The 17,469-nt window shown below is 52.8% G+C and carries 12 protein-coding genes; 7 read left to right on the plus strand and 5 right to left on the minus strand.

From position 1 onward, the window contains the following. Positions 1-106 precede the first annotated feature (106 nt). Both murQ and yfhb read left to right on the plus strand, forming a co-directional pair. Positions 107-1,000: an N-acetylmuramic acid 6-phosphate etherase gene (murQ, locus tag Z042_RS10595; RefSeq protein ID WP_024913184.1), complete on the plus strand. Its 894-nt coding sequence runs from the start codon at positions 107-109 to the stop codon at positions 998-1,000. Between the two features lie 76 nt (positions 1,001-1,076). After that, positions 1,077-1,733 (plus strand): phosphatidylglycerophosphatase C, encoded by a 657-nt coding sequence (gene yfhb / locus Z042_RS10600; protein ID WP_024913183.1) that lies wholly within the window; start codon positions 1,077-1,079, stop codon positions 1,731-1,733. Positions 1,734-1,810: 77 nt separating this feature from the next. On the opposite strand, the gene Z042_RS10605 is transcribed toward yfhb, so the two are convergent. From Z042_RS10605 to Z042_RS10620, 4 genes are all read right to left on the minus strand, one after another. Next, a complete protein-coding gene (locus tag Z042_RS10605; protein WP_024913182.1) occupies positions 1,811-2,863 on the minus strand; it encodes a DUF2157 domain-containing protein in 1,053 nt (350 codons plus the stop codon). Between the two features lie 63 nt (positions 2,864-2,926). Then, on the minus strand, positions 2,927-3,616 hold the full coding sequence (locus tag Z042_RS10610; protein WP_024913181.1) for a response regulator transcription factor: 690 nt from the start codon (positions 3,614-3,616) through the stop codon (positions 2,927-2,929). Then, positions 3,613-5,157 (minus strand): sensor histidine kinase, encoded by a 1,545-nt coding sequence (locus Z042_RS10615; protein WP_024913180.1) that lies wholly within the window; start codon positions 5,155-5,157, stop codon positions 3,613-3,615. The genes Z042_RS10610 and Z042_RS10615 overlap by 4 nt, the downstream gene beginning before the upstream one ends. A 55-nt stretch (positions 5,158-5,212) precedes the next feature. Further along, the gene (locus tag Z042_RS10620) at positions 5,213-6,544 is read right to left on the minus strand and encodes a vWA domain-containing protein (RefSeq protein ID WP_236849259.1); all 1,332 of its coding nucleotides are present in this window, start codon (positions 6,542-6,544) and stop codon (positions 5,213-5,215) included. Between the two features lie 251 nt (positions 6,545-6,795). Here Z042_RS10620 and tadA point away from each other — a divergent pair, with 251 nt between their 5' ends. Continuing rightward, positions 6,796-7,302: a tRNA adenosine(34) deaminase TadA gene (gene tadA / locus Z042_RS10625; protein ID WP_024913178.1), complete on the plus strand. Its 507-nt coding sequence runs from the start codon at positions 6,796-6,798 to the stop codon at positions 7,300-7,302. Here the strand turns inward: tadA and mltF are convergent, their stop codons facing one another. Next, positions 7,303-8,763, minus strand: coding sequence for a membrane-bound lytic murein transglycosylase MltF (gene mltF, locus Z042_RS10630; protein WP_024913177.1), 1,461 nt, complete (start codon positions 8,761-8,763; stop codon positions 7,303-7,305). Between the two features lie 274 nt (positions 8,764-9,037). On the opposite strand from mltF, the gene purL reads away from it, so the two are divergent. From purL to glrR, 4 genes are all read left to right on the plus strand, one after another. After that, positions 9,038-12,931 (plus strand): phosphoribosylformylglycinamidine synthase, encoded by a 3,894-nt coding sequence (purL, locus tag Z042_RS10635; protein ID WP_167336765.1) that lies wholly within the window; start codon positions 9,038-9,040, stop codon positions 12,929-12,931. Between the two features lie 866 nt (positions 12,932-13,797). Beyond that, entirely contained in the window at positions 13,798-15,234 is a 1,437-nt protein-coding gene (locus Z042_RS10640) for a sensor histidine kinase (protein ID WP_024913175.1), read from the plus strand. Positions 15,235-15,237: 3 nt separating this feature from the next. Continuing rightward, positions 15,238-16,113 (plus strand): two-component system QseEF-associated lipoprotein QseG, encoded by an 876-nt coding sequence (gene qseG, locus Z042_RS10645; RefSeq protein WP_024913174.1) that lies wholly within the window; start codon positions 15,238-15,240, stop codon positions 16,111-16,113. Beyond that, complete coding sequence (gene glrR, locus Z042_RS10650; RefSeq protein WP_024913173.1) at positions 16,110-17,447, plus strand: two-component system response regulator GlrR; 1,338 nt, start codon at positions 16,110-16,112, stop codon at positions 17,445-17,447. Before qseG ends, glrR begins: the two co-directional genes overlap by 4 nt. Positions 17,448-17,469: the final 22 nt, after the last annotated feature.

Raw genomic sequence — 17,469 nt, forward strand, 5'->3', positions numbered from 1 at the left:
ACGAAAAATTATCTGAAACCTTTTAAAACGCGAATCGTCCTTGTGATATTGATAAAATATTCAAATATTGATTTAATTTTATGAATTAAAAATTCAAGGTGATGAAATGAATTTAAGTACATTAGTCTCAGAAGCTCGCAACCCTACCACTATGATGTTAGACGAAATGTCATCTTTGGAGATGATGATTTGCTTCAATAACGAAGATCGTAAAGTCCCTGAAGCCATTGCTAGCGTATTGCCAGAAATCGCTCAAGCGGCGGATTTAGCCGCGGATGCTCTGCGGGCTGGGGGGCGTTTAATCTATCTGGGGGCGGGCACCAGCGGCAGATTGGGCGTTTTAGATGCTTCGGAATGCCCGCCAACTTTCGGTGTGCCTCATGGTATGGTGGTTGGTGTGATTGCCGGTGGGCCAGGGGCGTTGTTTAAGGCGGTAGAAGGCGCTGAAGATGATGTTGCGCTAGGCGAAGCCGACCTGAAAGCCTTGAACCTGGAAGCGCGTGATATGGTGGTGGGGCTGGCGGCCTCCGGGCGCACGCCTTATGTCATTGGTGCGTTACAGTTCGCTCGCCAAGTCGGTTGCCCAACGGTGGCGATTTCCTGTAATCCAGATTCCCCGATTGCCAAGGCAGCGCAGGTTGCCATCTCGCCAGTGGTCGGCCCGGAAGCGTTGACGGGTTCCACACGGATGAAATCGGGTACTGCACAGAAATTGGTGCTGAACATGATTTCCACCGGGGCAATGGTGAAGCTAGGGAAGGTTTATCAGAACCTGATGGTCGATGTGAAAGCCAGCAATGAAAAGCTGGTGGATCGTGCCTGCCGTATTGTGGTGGAAGCTACCGGAGCCGTTCGCAGCCAAGCGGAAGAAGCCTTGGCCCAAACCGGATTTGAGGTAAAACCCGCGATCCTGATGATCCTGGCTGACATTACGGCGGAAGAAGCGCACCAGCGCTTACAGCAACACAACGGCTATTTGCGGGCGGCTTTGATGTGTTAATCGCGCTCAGGGGGAGCCATTTATCGTCAGCTGGTGGTGCTAAACCTATTTATTGAATGATCCTGAGGAGTCGCGCGTGGCCGAAAAACCAGGCCAAGAAGGGGAACAAGCTCGCCGGGTAGTGTTTTTTGACCTGGACGGTACGCTGCATCGGGAAGATATGTTCGGCAGTTTCCTGCGCTTTTTGTTGCGGCATTTGCCGCTGAATGTCGTGTTGGTACTGCCGTTATTGCCCCTGGTTGGGTTAGGAATGCTGATGAGTGGGCGTGCCGCACGCTGGCCGGTGAGCCTATTGCTGTGGGCGATAACCTTTGGCCGCTCTGAGGCGGTGTTGCAAGCGCTGGAGCTGCGGTTTATCGCCTGTTTTCGCCATAAAGTCACTGCGTTTCCGGTGATACAGATGCGTTTGCGCCACTACCTTAACGAACACGATGCGCAAGTGTGGATAATCACCGGTTCACCGGAACGGCTAGTGAAACAGGTCTACCAGGATTCTACTTTTCTGCCGCGGGTGCATTTGGTGGGGAGCCACATCGCGCGCCGTTATGGGGGATGGGTACTGACGCTGCGCTGCTTGGGGCGACAAAAAGTGCTGCAACTGGAACAGCGTCTCGGTTCACCGCTGAAATTATACAGTGGTTACAGCGACAGCAAGCAGGATAACCCGCTGCTGGTTTTTTGCGAGCACCGCTGGCGGGTAAGTAAAGAAGGTGAATTGCAGCAATTGAATTGATCGCTCACCAGGTTATGGCTGTGTTTTTTATTTTTTTGACGTAATGCCACAGCCATAAAATAGAGTACTACTGTCAATCAGTCGTCGGTCATATCCTGTGGCTGACGCCCCAATCGCCAGATTTTTTCCGCATAGTGACCCAGGGCCCACAGGCTTATCCCCAGCAGAACAAAGAAAACGGCCTTTGGCATACTGTCCCAGAAGAATTCGAAAAAACGGGTGTACAGATTGATACCGAGGAACGTTAAGCCAAACCCGCGCAGCATGCCATCATCATGCTTGAGCCCGAGCCAGATAGCCGCTGCGGCAGCAAGGCCAAACAGCAGGCTCCAGTGAAGCAGTTCGATCTGACGCGTACTGTACCAACTGTCCAGATCGCCATAGTTACCGAAGATGGACAGGATCCACAGGGCGATAAACAGATACAATAGCCCCATAGCTAGCGAAACCCGATCCAGGCCGCGTTGGGCTAACGCCGGTTGCAGCAGGCGTGCAGCGGCGATCAGCACAAGACCAAAAGCAATAAAACGGATCGGGTAACTCATGCCCAGCCAGTAAGCGCCCCAACCCGACATATAGCCGGTTTCTGCGCCAAAAGCGTTGCCGAGTGACAGCAAGGCGAACCACCATACTAACCCGGAACGGCTGAACCAGCCGATGGCACCGTACAACAAAGCAGCCAACATCAGCAGCGCAGATACACGCCCGCTGCCGTTATCCAACCAGACGCCCAACTGCCATAGCGCGCAGGCGGTGAGCAGAACGGCAATAAACAAGATGGCTTCATTACTGTAGCGCTTGTCTGGGGTGCGTATGCGACGGCGCAATGCCCAAACGTAGACCAGAACCGCCAGCAAGGCAGCAATCATCATGCGCACTGGCGCATCAAAACGGAACAATTCACCGAGCTGTTGCAGTAACCAATGGTCGGTAAACAGGCTGGTGATGGCGATCACCAATGAAGCCAGTGCGGCAAGAAACGCATAGCGTGCCAGCCGGCGCCAGTCAAAAGGCTGAATCTGCATATTTTGCAGCAGGTGCTGGCGCTGTTCGGGAGTGAGCACACCTTCGTCCAGCCAACTGTTAAGGGCTTTATGTACCACTGCGGCATTTTTTTTGTTGAGCTTCATGTTTTGCCTTCCTGGATAACATCGATTCTCGCCAGTATATCTCTGAATACAGGGCCTGGTGACTTAGCTTGATTGGTAACGATAGCCCATACCATGCACCGTGCGCACCAGGACCGGATTGGCCGGATCTAATTCAATGGTCTTGCGCAGTTTGGAAATATGCTGATCGAGCGTTCGGCTTTGTGGCAGATGGTCGTATCCCCAAACCGCGTCAAACAGCATATCCCGAGTGACCACCCGGTTTTTATGTTGATACAGATAGCGCAGGATATTAACCTCGCGCAGCGACAGTTCGAGACGCTGCTCCCCGCGGGTGGCGCATAGTTCATTAGGGAAGACCCTAAGGTCACCAAATGGGAAGCTGGTATTTTCCTCCGCATCCGACGTTTGGCGCAGGCAGCGCCGAGCGATGGTCTTGATCCTGGCACGCATTTCATGGATGCCGAACGGTTTGCTGATGTAGTCGTCTGCACCGAGTTCTAACCCGATCACCCGGTCAATTTCCTCATCTCTGGCTGACAGGAACACGATGGGGATCTGCTGATCGTGCTGGCGAATCTCTTTGCACACTTTATATCCATCCAGCTCCGGCATCATGATGTCGAGAATAATGAAATCCGGCTGTTGCTGGTGGTACAGCACCAATGCCTGCGCGCCGTTTTCTGCCGCGATGGGGTGGTAACCTTCATGTGCTAGTACCTCCATTAAACCATTGCGAATGTGGGCATCGTCTTCGGCGATCAATATTTTCACGTGTGCTGCTCCTTAGCGGTGGCGGCCTCTGGCCCAGTGGCTAGCGGCAGCGCCAAAGTGAAACAACTGCCGGTTGGGCCACTGGTGACAGAGATCTCCCCTTGCAGACTGGCCGCCAACTGTTTAGCGATGGTTAAACCGATACCTGTGCCGGAAACCCCTTCGGTAATGCTGCTTTTCACCCGATAAAACGGCTGAAAGATGGCCTTCAATTCTTTCGCTGCGATGCCGCTACCGTAGTCGCGGACTTTGATCAGCACATGGCTAGCGCTTTGCTCGGCGATCAGTTCAACCCGTTTGCCTTGGGCTGCGTATTTTTCAGCGTTACTGAGAAAATTGCTGATAATCTGCGTCAGGCGGTCCACGTCGGTGGTGAGATGTATCTCGCTGTGAATCAGCAGCACCAGTTCCATTTGCCTGGCGCTGAAGGCGGGGATAAAAGCGTGGTAAATCTTGTGCAACAGCGGGCTTAGGGCTACCGGTTGCAAATGAACCTTCGGCGCTTTGGTAAAGCTGAGGATATTCTGGATCAGCCGTGAAAGGCGCTGGCTCTCATTAAGAATCACTTCAAGATAACGTTGGCCTGGGCTAAGCGGCGTACTATCTTCCGCTTGCAACTCCTGCAACATCTCCGCATACAGGGTGATATTGGTCAGTGGCGTTTTCAATTCGTGGGAAACCTGACCAACGAAGTTGACCTGCTGTTGGGCGAGCCGCAGTTGGCGGGTATATTCCCGGTACAGGTACAGCATGGCCAGCCCGACGAGAGCGATCAGTAACAATAGCAACAGGCCGCCCCAGATATAGAGGGTGTAGCCGTTGAGCGTTTTGGCGTAATAGTCTATTTGCCAGGCGCTCAGCGGATAAGGCAGGCGTTGAGAATCTAGCGCTTTTTGGCCGTCGGCCAACGTCGCATCGCCACTCTGATAAAGCAAGCGCCCATCATCCAACACTTGCACCGTGTTTGGCGTATAGTCGAACGCCAACGTGTTTATCACATCGGACAACAGCTGAACGTAGGAAAGCTTGAAGCCGATCACCTGGTTACCGCGCTGCTGCCAGTAAATCAGTAATGGATCGCCCAACTCACGGCTGAGGTACCAACCCGAGGTCGGCTGGGTTTGTTCATCGGTAAAGTAGTGGCTGTAAAGCAGGCTTGGGTCCTGCACGATGGGAGTGATAGCCTGTACCCAGGCTTGCTGTTTCTCGGTCAGCGCTGTTTGGGCGTTCGGGAACAACAGCCGGTTTTTTTCTAGCACAAAGAGCGCATCAATGCTGCTTTCTTGGGCGACTAATGCATTGAGCGCTTTGCTGTCTAACGGGATATAGGCGGCGATGGAGCTGAGGCGTACGGCGTTCTGATTTAGCAAATCCAGAATAAAAGTACTGACCTGGGCAGTATGACTCTGTGCCAGGCGTTGGTTCTGGTAATGGCGCAACAGGGCTTCATGGGTCAGGGTTCGATAACCGAAATAGGCGATCGCTGCACAAATCAGCAGCGTGGTAAAGGTAAAGAGGAACAGACTTCTTGACGGCTTCATGACCTATCCCGTGGCGGCGCTGAGCCCGTTGACTGGCCCAGCGCAGAGTTGAACTTTATTTCTGCTGTTGCTTGACGCTGTAATTTTGTTCTTTGAGTTCCTTACGGTAGGTGGCGGCTTCTTTACTGTCAATGTCCTCTGCCAACTTGCGCTGTTTCTCCGTGCTTTCTCTGATTTTTTTCTCTGCCACCGGGCTGGAGAAGGACAGGCCGCTCAGCTCGCTCGCGTTGGATTCTAATACTTTTTTGGCCTCATCTTTGCGGCCTGCATCAATGAGCCGGATCGCTTCGTCATTGGCCAGCGCCGTTTTCTGAATCTCTGACTCCGCCAGCACTTCCTGCTGCACGGCATCGCTGACCTTGGCCGCGGAACGGCTGTAGCTGACGGTCACCTGCTCGTTGACACGATCCTGCCGCTTGCTGCTGAGGTTCAGGTAGCTGACGCTGACGTCAGCCAGGTTCTTTTGCTGATTGTCCGTACCTTGGTCTGGGATCACTTCTAGCAGAACGTATTTTTCCTGATTGGAGTACAACTGATTCAGTTTGACGTTAACCACATTGCCGGAGATTTCTCCATCGCGCCCAAGCAAGCGCACCGGTTTTACCCGATCGCCAGTCTTGATCCGCACGATAACATCCTGCGCCACTACCGACATAACGTCCTGAAATTCTTTGGTGAAAGCGCTTTCCAGGTCAGCCGAATTGGCGACAAAAGCATGGTTACCGTCGCTGTAGCCAGCGATGGTGGTCATTAGATCTTCGTTATAGTCATCACCCAGCCCGATGGTGGTAATGGCAATGCCTTTCTTGGCCGCTATGCGTGCCAGATCGGCAAGTTCGCTGATTGAGGTCGGGCCGGTATTGGCCTGGCCGTCAGAGAGCAAAATGATGCGGTTTACCTGCTCTTGATTCAGGTGTTTATCCACCTGGCCAATGCCTTTGCTGACACCGGCAAACAGCGCGGTCATCCCCTGTGGATGAATATGCTGCTGAATGCTGGCGATTAATGCGGGTTTGTTGCTGACCTTAGTGGCAGGAATGATCACTTCGGCACGGTTATCGTAAGCCACTACCGATAGCGTATCCGTGGCGTTCAGCATATTCACCGCTAAGATCGCCGCCTCTCTGGCTTTTTCGATACGGTCACCGCTCATCGAGGTGGAACGGTCGATCACCAGCGCCAGGTTGATGGGGCTGCGGCGTTGGCTATCAAGATTGAAACCGGTCAGGGAGATCTTCAGATAGTTTTTATCTTCACTGTTCACCAGCATGACCGGGGCTGAGAGTTCCGACTTCACGCTGACCACGGGGGATGCCGCTGTTGCCAGGCTGAACAGCGGGAGTAGAGAAAATGCCAATAGGGTTGCTGCCTGTTTTATTTTCACGATAGTGCCTCTTATGCAGGACTCGGGGAGTAGTGCAGCGATTATTCACCTTATCATGAGCTGAGTTGTCAGTTCGCTGTATAAAGTTGTCAAAATTTTGTAAAACAGTGGGTTATTGCAGAAATGCTCCCCTGAGCTGAACCTTTATGAGTAAAATTCACAGGGATGACTGGCTGATTTGTTGCGGTGTTGCTGCGATCTAAAGCAGGCTACTGTGTATAATGCCCGCCGCAAATCGCACGAGAATTGATGTAATGAATGTATATAACGACGACTATTGGATGAGGCAGGCATTAAGCTTGGCTCTGCGTGCGCAAGAAGAGGGTGAAGTTCCCGTGGGGGCGCTGCTGGTGCTGGATAATCAAGTGATCGGCGAAGGCTGGAATCGGCCGATTGGCCGCCACGATCCCACCGCTCATGCAGAAATCATGGCGCTGCGCCAAGGCGGTACGGTATTGCAGAACTACCGCCTGCTGAACGCAACGCTTTACGTCACGCTGGAGCCCTGTGTGATGTGCGCCGGGGCGATGATCCATAGCCGTATCCGTCGCCTGGTGTATGGGGCCACGGACGAAAAAACCGGCGCTGCCGGTTCGCTGGTGGATATTTTGCGTCATCCAGGCATGAATCATCAGGTGGAAATTGTTTCAGGAGTGTTGGCGGAAGAGTGTGCTGCAACGCTCAGTCACTTTTTCCAACTGCGCCGTGAGCAGAAAAGGGCGCTGAAATTGGCACAGCGCGGCGGAAACGAGCCGCAATAATCAGAAGTTGAGGGCTAATCTGGCGTTGACAGCCGGATAACCGTTCACCTGTTCAGGGGATACTTTTGCTTCCAGCGCTGCCTTCTTCTCTTTTTCCTGCAAATACCCCACCAGGCTGACATGATAGCGGCGGATATTCTCCACGTAGTTATAGGCTTCATGACCACGTGCATAACCGTAGGTGAGTGACGGATAATAGCGTTTCTGGCTGAGCATCGGCAGGCGCTGTTTTACGTCCACCCAACGGTCGGGGTTACCCTGCTGGCTTTTGGTCAGTTTGCGCACATCCAGCATATGCCCCCAGCCCATGTTATAGGCCGCCAGCGCGAACCAGATACGCTCGTCTTCCGGAACGCTCTCCGGCACTTTTGCCATCAGGCGTTGCAGATACAGTGCACCGCCCTGAATACTTTCTTCCGGATCAAGCCGATCATTCACTCCCAAGCCTTCAGCGGTAGGTCGTGTCAGCATCATCAGCCCGCGTACTCCGGTGGGGGAGGTTGCCAGTGGATTCCAATGGGATTCCTGATAGGCAATCGCGGCCAGTAACTGCCAATCGATTTCATTGGCGTGCTTTTCAAACAGCGAACGAAAATTGGGCAATACCGTGTCAATGGCTGACAGGAAAGTTTTGGTATCGACATAATCAAAACTGCCTACATGACCAAGGTACTTTTCTTCTAAACGCGCCAGCGTACCGTCTTCCACTATTTGGCTGTAGAAGTCCAGCATGGCGGCATGCAGGCTGCTGTCACCGTTGCGCTTCAAATACCAGGTGACGGGTTCTTCATCGCTGACGTCGAATGCGACGGCCAACTGTGGATGAATTCGTTGCAGTAAGGCAATGGTGACAGAGTCGGCAAGGGTATAATCAAGCTGGCCATCAGCGACCTGTTCCAGCAGTTCTTTGGCGGTGAGATCGCTTGATGCCTCCCAACTGAGGTTCGGGTATTTATTCTGTTTAAGCTGTTTCAGCGCGCTGGCCTGCGCTGAACCCGAAGCGACCGCCAGCTTGCCTTGCATATCTGCAAAGGTTTTTGGCCGTGAAGTACCAAGCCGGTAGACCACCTGTTGGGAAACCGAGTAGTAGGCCGGACCGGTATTGGCACGGCTAAGGCGTTCCGGGTTATAAATCAGGCCAGCGGCAAGCAGGTCGGCTTTGCCATCATGCAGATCGTCAAACAAGTCGTTGATATTCTGATGTGGGGTCACCGCCAGCTTTACTCCCAGATAGTTGGCGAAGCTTTTTACTAACTCATAGTCAAGGCCACTCGGCCCCTGCTGGGTAGTGACATAGGTTAACGGCGCGTTCAGCGTACTGACGCGCAGTTCTCCCCGTGATTTGATCGCTTCGAGTTGGTTACCCAAACCACCGCGCCAGGAAATGTTCGGCCACAGTGCAAGTGCCAGAAGCAAGGTAACAACACCGATTAGAATGTAATTTGTTTTTATAGGTTTCAAATGATTATCTCTCGGTAATGCACACTTTCTGCCGATCGTAATGGTGTTTTTGTATGGTTAAATCACCAGTACTGGGGCATTTTGCGTAACAAAATGCCTGTGTGCAACTTTATTGACACGTTATGACAAATGGATGGCGAGAGAGCTTTTATCAATAATCGCCACGCAAACGGTTTCGTCGGCGACGCAGATTCTCTATAATGACGCGCGTTTTCCCCCCTGTTGCGCCCAATGAAGCACTGAGATCGGTGGCTTCGAAGACGAGAGAACTTTGATTATGGAAATACTGCGTGGTTCGCCCGCTTTATCGGCTTTTCGTATTACCAAACTGCTGTCCCGTTGCCAGGATGCTCAACTGCTGGTGAGTGATATTTACGCCGAATACGTTCACTTTGCTGATGTCAGTTCGCCACTGAGTGCCGAAGAACGCACCAAGCTGCAACGGTTGCTCAAGTACGGCCCTTCTCTCGCTGAACATGCGCCGGAAGGCCGCCTGTTGTTGGTGACGCCGCGTCCAGGCACTATTTCCCCGTGGTCTTCCAAAGCCACCGATATCGCCCATAACTGTGGTTTGACCCAGGTAGTTCGCCTTGAACGTGGCCTGGCATTTTATGTGACCGCTCCTGCACTCAGCGAAGCCCAGTGGCAGACGCTTGCCGCGCTGCTGCACGATCGCATGATGGAAACGGTGTTCAGCGAGCTGCAGCAGGCAGAAAAGCTGTTCTCTCATCACCAGCCAGCCCCATATCAAACGGTTGATGTGCTGGGCCAAGGCCGCAGTGCGCTGGAGCAGGCCAACGTCAAACTGGGCCTGGCATTGGCGCAGGACGAGATCGACTATCTGCTGAATGCTTTTACCGGTTTGGGGCGCAACCCAACGGATATCGAACTGTATATGTTCGCGCAGGCGAACTCTGAGCACTGCCGGCACAAAATTTTTAATGCCGATTGGGTTATTGACGGTGAGGTGCAGCCAAAATCGCTGTTCAAAATGATCAAAAATACCTTCGAACAGACGCCTGATTACGTGCTTTCTGCCTATAAAGATAACGCCGCCGTGATGGAAGGTTCACAGGTTGGCCGTTTCTTCGCTGCGCCTGAAAACGGCCTCTATGATTACCATCAGGAAGACGCACACATCCTGATGAAGGTGGAAACCCACAACCACCCAACGGCGATTTCGCCGTGGCCGGGTGCCGCGACCGGTTCCGGTGGCGAAATTCGTGACGAAGGGGCTACCGGCCGCGGCGCGAAGCCAAAAGCGGGTTTGGTGGGTTTCTCGGTATCCAATCTGCGTATCCCAGGCTTTGAACAGCCGTGGGAGCAGAACTTTGGTAAACCGGATCGCATAGTAACCGCGCTGGATATCATGACCGAAGGCCCGTTGGGGGGCGCGGCGTTTAACAACGAATTTGGTCGCCCGGCGTTGGTTGGTTATTTCCGTACTTATGAAGAATGCGTTAACAGCCATAACGGCGTTGAGCTGCGTGGTTACCACAAGCCGATCATGCTGGCTGGCGGTTTGGGTAACATCCGCGCCGATCACGTGCAGAAGGGTGAAATCACCGTGGGCGCCAAACTGGTGGTGCTGGGTGGCCCGGCGATGAATATCGGTTTGGGCGGCGGAGCGGCATCTTCCATGGCATCGGGCCAGTCGGATGCCGATCTGGACTTTGCTTCGGTACAGCGTGATAACCCGGAAATGGAGCGCCGTTGCCAGGAAGTGATCGATCGCTGCTGGCAGTTGGGCGATCATAACCCGATTCTGTTTATCCACGATGTAGGTGCCGGTGGCCTGTCGAATGCGATGCCGGAGCTGGTGAGTGACGGTGGCCGCGGTGGCCGTTTTGAATTGCGTGACATTCTGAATGATGAACCGGGTATGAGCCCGCTGGAAGTGTGGTGCAACGAATCGCAAGAGCGTTATGTACTGGCGGTAGCCCCTGAGCAGATGGCACAGTTTGACGCCATTTGCCGCCGCGAACGTGCGCCTTATACGGTGATAGGCGAAGCCACAGAAGAACGGCATCTGACGCTGAACGATCGCCACTTCGCCAATCAGCCTATCGATATGCCGCTGGACGTGTTGCTAGGTAAAACACCAAAAATGACCCGCGACGTTCAGCGCCAACGGGCGAAAGGTGAAGCACTACAGCGTGCAGAAATCACCGTTGCCGAGGCGGTGAAGCGGGTCTTGCACCTGCCAGCCGTAGCAGAAAAAACTTTCTTGATTACCATTGGCGACCGTACCGTAACCGGTATGGTGGCGCGTGACCAGATGGTTGGCCCGTGGCAAATTCCGGTGGCCGATTGTGCGGTAACCACGGCCAGTCTGGACAGTTACTATGGCGAAGCGATGTCGATTGGCGAGCGTGCGCCAGTGGCCTTGTTGGACTTTGCGGCTTCTGCTCGCCTGGCGGTAGGCGAAGCGCTGACCAATCTGGCGGCGACTGAAATCGGTTCGTTGAAACGCGTGAAACTTTCTGCTAACTGGATGGCCGCCGCAGGTCATCCCGGTGAAGATGCGGGCTTGTATGAAGCAGTAAAAGCGGTGGGTGAAGAACTTTGCCCGGCATTGGGTATCACCATCCCGGTGGGTAAAGATTCCATGTCGATGAAAACCCGCTGGCAGGAAGGCGATGAGCAACGTGAGATGACCTCACCGCTTTCGCTGGTGATCACCGCTTTCGCTCGTGTTGAAGATGTGCGCCACACCGTGACGCCGCAGCTGCGTACCGATAAAGGTGACACCGCACTGCTGCTGATCGATTTAGGGAACGGCCATAATGCGTTGGGGGCAACGGCATTGGCGCAGGTTTATCGTCAATTGGGCGACAAACCGGCGGATGTGCGTAACGTTAAGCAGTTGGCCGGTTTCTTCAATGCAATGCAGCAGTTGGTTGCAGATCGCGCGCTGCTGGCTTATCACGATCGTTCCGACGGTGGCCTGCTGGTTACGCTGGCTGAAATGGCCTTTGCTGGCCATTGTGGTGTGGATGTTGATATTCAGAGTCTGGGTGATGATGCATTGGCAGCCCTGTTCAACGAAGAACTGGGGGCGGTGATTCAGGTTTCTGCCGCGCAGTTGGCCGTGGTGCAACAGGTGTTTGCCCAGCATGGCCTGGTTGATAATGTGCATCACATCGGTAGCGTACAGAGTGGCGATCGCTTTACTGTCACTCAGGCAGGCAAAACGGTGTACAGCGAAAATCGCAGCACCTTGCGTACCTGGTGGGCAGAAACCACCTGGCAGATGCAGCGTCTGCGCGATAACCCTGAATGCGCCGATCAGGAGCATCAGGCCAAGCAGGGCGATAGCGATCCGGGTTTGAACGTTAAATTGACCTTCGCACTGGATGAAGATATCGCTGCGCCTTATATCGCCAAGGGAGCACGCCCGAAAGTGGCGGTGCTGCGTGAACAAGGAGTCAACTCCCACGTTGAAATGGCAGCGGCGTTTTACCGCGCTGGTTTCGACGCGGTAGATGTGCATATGAGCGATTTGCTGGAAGGGCGCCGTGATTTGCAAGATTTCCACACGCTGGTGGCCTGCGGTGGTTTTTCTTACGGTGATGTGCTGGGCGCGGGTGAAGGTTGGGCGAAATCAATCCTGTTCAACGACCGGGTACGCGATGAGTTTGCCGCGTTCTTCCATCGGCCACAAACCTTGGCATTGGGGGTTTGCAACGGTTGCCAGATGATGTCCAACCTGCGTGAATTGATCCCAGGAGCAGAGCATTGGCCGCGCTTTGTGCGTAACCTGTCAGACCGTTTTGAAGCCCGTTTCAGCTTGGTAGAAGTGGCTGACAGCCCCTCATTGTTCATGCAGGGAATGGCCGGCTCACGTATGCCAATCGCGGTTTCGCATGGTGAAGGGCATATGGAAGTCCGTGATGCAGCGCATCTGGCTATGTTGGAACACCAAGGGTTGGTTGCTCTGCGCTTTGTGGATAACACCGGTCAGGTAACCGAAGCCTACCCGGCGAACCCGAACGGATCACCAAACGGAATCACCGCAGTAACCAGCAGCAATGGCCGCGTTACCGTCATGATGCCGCATCCAGAACGTGTATTCCGCACGGTCAGCAACTCTTGGCATCCGGAAGGATGGGGTGAAGATAGCCCTTGGATGCGTATGTTCCGCAATGCGCGTAAGCAGTTGGGTTGATAAATTCGGCTTGTTTGAAGCAAGAGTCTACTGGGGCGCAAGCAATTGCGCCCTTTTTTATAGCTTTATATTTTATAGAGTTACGGTGTTTGTCGGTATTTTGAGACAAATAGCATATTGAATGTCTCTAAAAGGAGACGTTTAACCCATTGATTTTAATAATGGGGAGTTTTTAAGGATGATGTTGTCGGTATTTGGCGACGGTATGATGAATCGTCGCTCACAAGAAGTAGCCTGTGTTGGGACTGTCGAAGGTGTTTAAAATAAATTTTCAAATAAAATCATTGTGATATGTTTTTTTATAAAAAGTTGGCACAGGGAATGCATTATGTTGCCCAGTTGCTCATTCAACTTTTTATGATGGCCCCGTATTTAGACGGAATCTCTGCCTCATAAGCCTCCGAATGATGCCAAAGAAATGGTGCCTATCGTCCAACCAAACCGATAACAGACGCGTAAGCGGCTTTATCAAGCATCGGACGACACGTTGAGTGAGGCACCGCCTTGTATCCAACTGTGATGAAGTATTCATCAATTCCGGATACTTACGGATGCTATTCGTCCTGATTCGATGCCAGCCTTGTGCTACATCACCCAGAGGACGAGGCGTAAGGGCATCCACACATCTCTTTGCACTGGGGCATTTTAGCCCCAGTGTCAATTTAAAAGCCGTGTTTACGTCGCCACACCGTGTTTCACCTGCCCTGACAGAAGCACATACGCTATCTTGTCAACGTTTCTTATTCTATCCGGCTTTCCCATACGTTAAACGATCCGCTTTGCGTGCTAGATCGCGGATTATCCTTCATCGGGCTTTTTTCTCTTCGTCGAGTCAGTTAGCATCAAGGCAGACTAAAGATAATGGGATGATTTCTTTGAAAAGATGGCGTTTATTCCCGCGTTCGTTGCGCCAACTGGTGGTGATGGCGTTCCTGCTGGTGTTGCTGCCGCTGTTAGTACTGGCTTATCAGGCTTATCAAAGTCTTGATCACCTTAGTGCACAGGCCGCAGATATCAACCGAACTACGCTGGTTGATGCCAGGCGAAGCGAAGCAATGACCAGTGTGGCGCTGGAAATGGAACGCAGCTATCGCCAGTATTGCGTTTTGGTTGATCCTACGCTGGAACGGTTGTACCAGAACCAGCGGAAACAGTATTCACAGATGCTGGATGCTCATGCGCCAATTCTACCGGATGAACGTTACTACCAAACATTGCGTAATTTGCTGACTCAGCTTGCCACCATCAAATGCCAGAGCAGTGGCCCAGATAAAGATTCCTCTTTATTGTTAGAGTCGTTTTCCCGTTCCAATGCAGAAATGGTGCAAGCTACCCGTACCGTGATTTTTTCCCGTGGTCAGCAACTGCAACAGGCGATTGCTGAACGTGGGCAGTTTTTTGGCTGGCAGGCACTACTGCTGTTTCTGGTCAGCGTGATATTGGTGGTGTTGTTTACTCGTATGATTATCGGGCCTGTTAAGGCCGTTGAGCGTATGATTAATCGTTTGGGGGAAGGGCGGCCGATTAGCATGACGGCTTCTTTCAAAGGCCCACGTGAGCTGCGCTCACTGGCGCAACGCATTATCTGGTTGAGTGAGCGTTTGGCGTGGCTGGAGTCACAACGGCATGAATTCTTGCGCCATATCTCCCATGAGCTGAAAACACCGTTGGCCAGTATGCGTGAAGGGACCGAACTGTTGGCGGATGAAGTGGCAGGCCCGTTGACTCCCGATCAAAAAGAGGTGGTGGCGATCCTCGATCAAAGCAGCCGCCATTTGCAGCAACTGATTGAACAATTGCTGGATTACAACCGCAAATTGGCGGATGGCCCATCGAAGCATGAAAATATAGAGCTGGAGGAACTGGTCGATATGGTTGTTGCCGCCCATAGTTTGCCAGCCAGAGCTAAAATGATTCGCACCGAGGTAAAGCTTGAAGCGGAAATCTGTTGGGCGGAGCCTACGCTATTAATGCGGGTGTTGGATAATCTCTACTCCAATGCGGTGCACTACGGCAAGGAATCCGGTAACATTTGGATTCACAGCCGTCAGATTGGGCAACGGGTGCAAATTGACGTTGCCAATACGGGAACGCCGATTCCTGAAACGGAGCAAACCATGATTTTTGAGCCTTTTTTCCAAGGTAGTCATCAGCGAAAAGGGGCAGTAAAAGGGAGCGGATTAGGGTTGAGTATTGCTCAGGATTGTATCCGCCGTATGCAAGGAGAACTGACACTGGTTAAGGTCTCTGATGCTGATGTCTGTTTCCGAATTGAATTGCCATTAACCGCCGAGAATGAATGAATAATGTACACATGGTCTAAACGCGCTCGTTTACAACAGACTGAAGGTTCACCACGTGTCTTTCAAGGTGCACCACTCGGCAAGCGCCCGCTTTCTTTCCTGGGGCCGATCCTCTTAGCGCCGTTTCTGCTGGCTGGCTGTATTGATCGTGCTGTCAGCAGCGATCTGGCTCAACAGCAAATGGCAGCGATCCCAGATACTAAAGTTGTGGATTACCGCATTGCGCCCTGTGATAACTTGTGGCAACTCGATGAAAAAGAGGCATTGGAAAATCCTCTTTATTGGTTGCGGGCGATGGATTGCGCCGAACGGATCGGTTCTACTCAGGCTCGCGCCTTGGCGAAGACTTTGCCCGGCGATGGCTGGCAGAGCATTTTCAAGCAAAGTATTTTGCTGGGGAGCGCCACACTTAGCCCATCTGAACGCCGTCAGATGCTTGAGCGCTTGAATAGCTATCGCCTCGAATACCCCAATTCACTGCGCCCATTGTTACAACTGTGGCGTCAGCAACAAACCTTGCTAACCTCACTGGTTGATGAACGAGCTCGCTACCAGCATTTACAGGAAAGTTCAGACAGCCAGATAGATATATTGCGCCAGAGCCAGAGCCATTTGCAGCATCAATTGCAGGAGATGTCGCGCAAATTGGAAAACCTGACGGATATTGAACGCCAACTCTCTTCACGCAAGCAGATGCAGGGGGAAATCCCCGAGAACAACGCTGCACAGTCAAAACCGGACGCTACCGGCAAGCCTGCAACACCAGCCAAAGAGGCTGAACCGGATGCTCCTATCGAAGAAAAGGGAACGGCATTGCCGGTGGAGCCGGAAGATAGCGATGCACCACCCCCTGTTCATAAGGAGCCTCAAGCGCAATGACAGCTCGCAAACCGGCCAATCTTTTGTTGGTTGACGACGATCCCAGCTTGCTCAAGTTGTTGGGTATGCGCCTGACCAGCGAAGGTTTTCACGTCATTACCGCCGCAAGTGGTCAGGAGGCTTTACGTTTACTGGCACGTGAAAAAGTTGATTTGGTGATCAGCGACTTGCGAATGGATGAAATGGACGGCATGGCACTGTTTGCTGAAATCCAGAAATATCAGCCGGGTATGCCCGTGATTATTCTCACTGCTCACGGTTCGATTCCAGATGCAGTTGCCGCGACTCAGCAGGGGGTGTTCAGCTTCCTGACCAAACCGGTAGACCGGGATGCGTTGTATAAAGCCATTGATGATGCACTTTCGCTGTCGGTGCCTGCGGGCGATGACAGTTGGCGTGAGGACTTTGTCACCCGTAGCCCGATGATGTTACGCCTGTTGGAACAGGCCAAAATGGTGGCACAGTCGGATGTCAGTGTGTTGATTAACGGGCAAAGCGGCACCGGTAAAGAAGTGTTGGCACAGGCTATTCATGGCGCCAGCCCCAGGGCGAAAAAGGCGTTTATTGCTATCAACTGCGGCGCGTTGCCGGAACAATTGCTGGAATCAGAGTTGTTTGGGCATGCCAAAGGGGCATTCACCGGCGCAGTGAGCAGCCGTGAAGGGTTATTCCAGGCTGCCGCCGGAGGGACATTGTTTCTGGACGAGATCGGCGACATGCCACTTTCACTGCAAGTGAAATTGTTGCGAGTCTTGCAGGAGCGCAAGGTGCGTCCGTTAGGGAGTAACCGTGATTTAGACATTGACGTGCGTATCATTTCCGCTACCCACCGTGACTTACCCAAGGCGATGGCGAAAAATGAGTTCCGCGAAGACCTCTATTACCGCCTGAACGTGGTTAACCTAAAGATTCCGGCGCTGAATGAGCGGGCAGAGGATATTCCGTTGCTGGCCAATCACCTGCTGCGTGAATCGGCTTTGCGCCATAAACCCTTTGTGCGCAGTTTCTCCTCTGATGCGATGAAACGCCTGATGACTGCTAGTTGGCCGGGCAACGTGCGCCAATTGGTGAACGTCATCGAACAATGTGTGGCATTGACTACGGCTCCGGTGATTAGTGAAGCCCTGGTGGAACAGGCTTTGGAAGGGGAAAACACCGCATTACCGACCTTTGTCGAAGCTCGCAACCAGTTTGAATTACACTATTTACGTAAGCTGTTGCAGATCACCAAAGGGAATGTCACCCAGGCTGCACGTATGGCGGGCCGTAATCGTACTGAGTTCTACAAATTGCTGTCGCGCCATGAATTGGACGCCAACGATTTCAAAGAATGACGTTTTCTTTCCTGAACCTGCA

The sequence above is a fragment of the Chania multitudinisentens RB-25 genome (assembly GCF_000520015.2).
Classification (GTDB): Bacteria; Pseudomonadota; Gammaproteobacteria; order Enterobacterales; family Enterobacteriaceae; genus Chania; species Chania multitudinisentens.

Coding starts and splice junctions, on each gene's coding strand:
- murQ (WP_024913184.1), top strand. CDS start 107: ATGAATTTAAGTACATTAGTCTCAGAAGCTCGCAACCCTACCACTATG.
- Z042_RS10605 (WP_024913182.1), bottom strand. CDS start 2,863: ATGAAGCTCAACAAAAAAAATGCCGCAGTGGTACATAAAGCCCTTAAC.
- Z042_RS10615 (WP_024913180.1), bottom strand. CDS start 5,157: ATGAAGCCGTCAAGAAGTCTGTTCCTCTTTACCTTTACCACGCTGCTG.
- tadA (WP_024913178.1), top strand. CDS start 6,796: ATGAATGTATATAACGACGACTATTGGATGAGGCAGGCATTAAGCTTG.
- Z042_RS10640 (WP_024913175.1), top strand. CDS start 13,798: ATGATTTCTTTGAAAAGATGGCGTTTATTCCCGCGTTCGTTGCGCCAA.
- qseG (WP_024913174.1), top strand. CDS start 15,238: ATGTACACATGGTCTAAACGCGCTCGTTTACAACAGACTGAAGGTTCA.
- glrR (WP_024913173.1), top strand. CDS start 16,110: ATGACAGCTCGCAAACCGGCCAATCTTTTGTTGGTTGACGACGATCCC.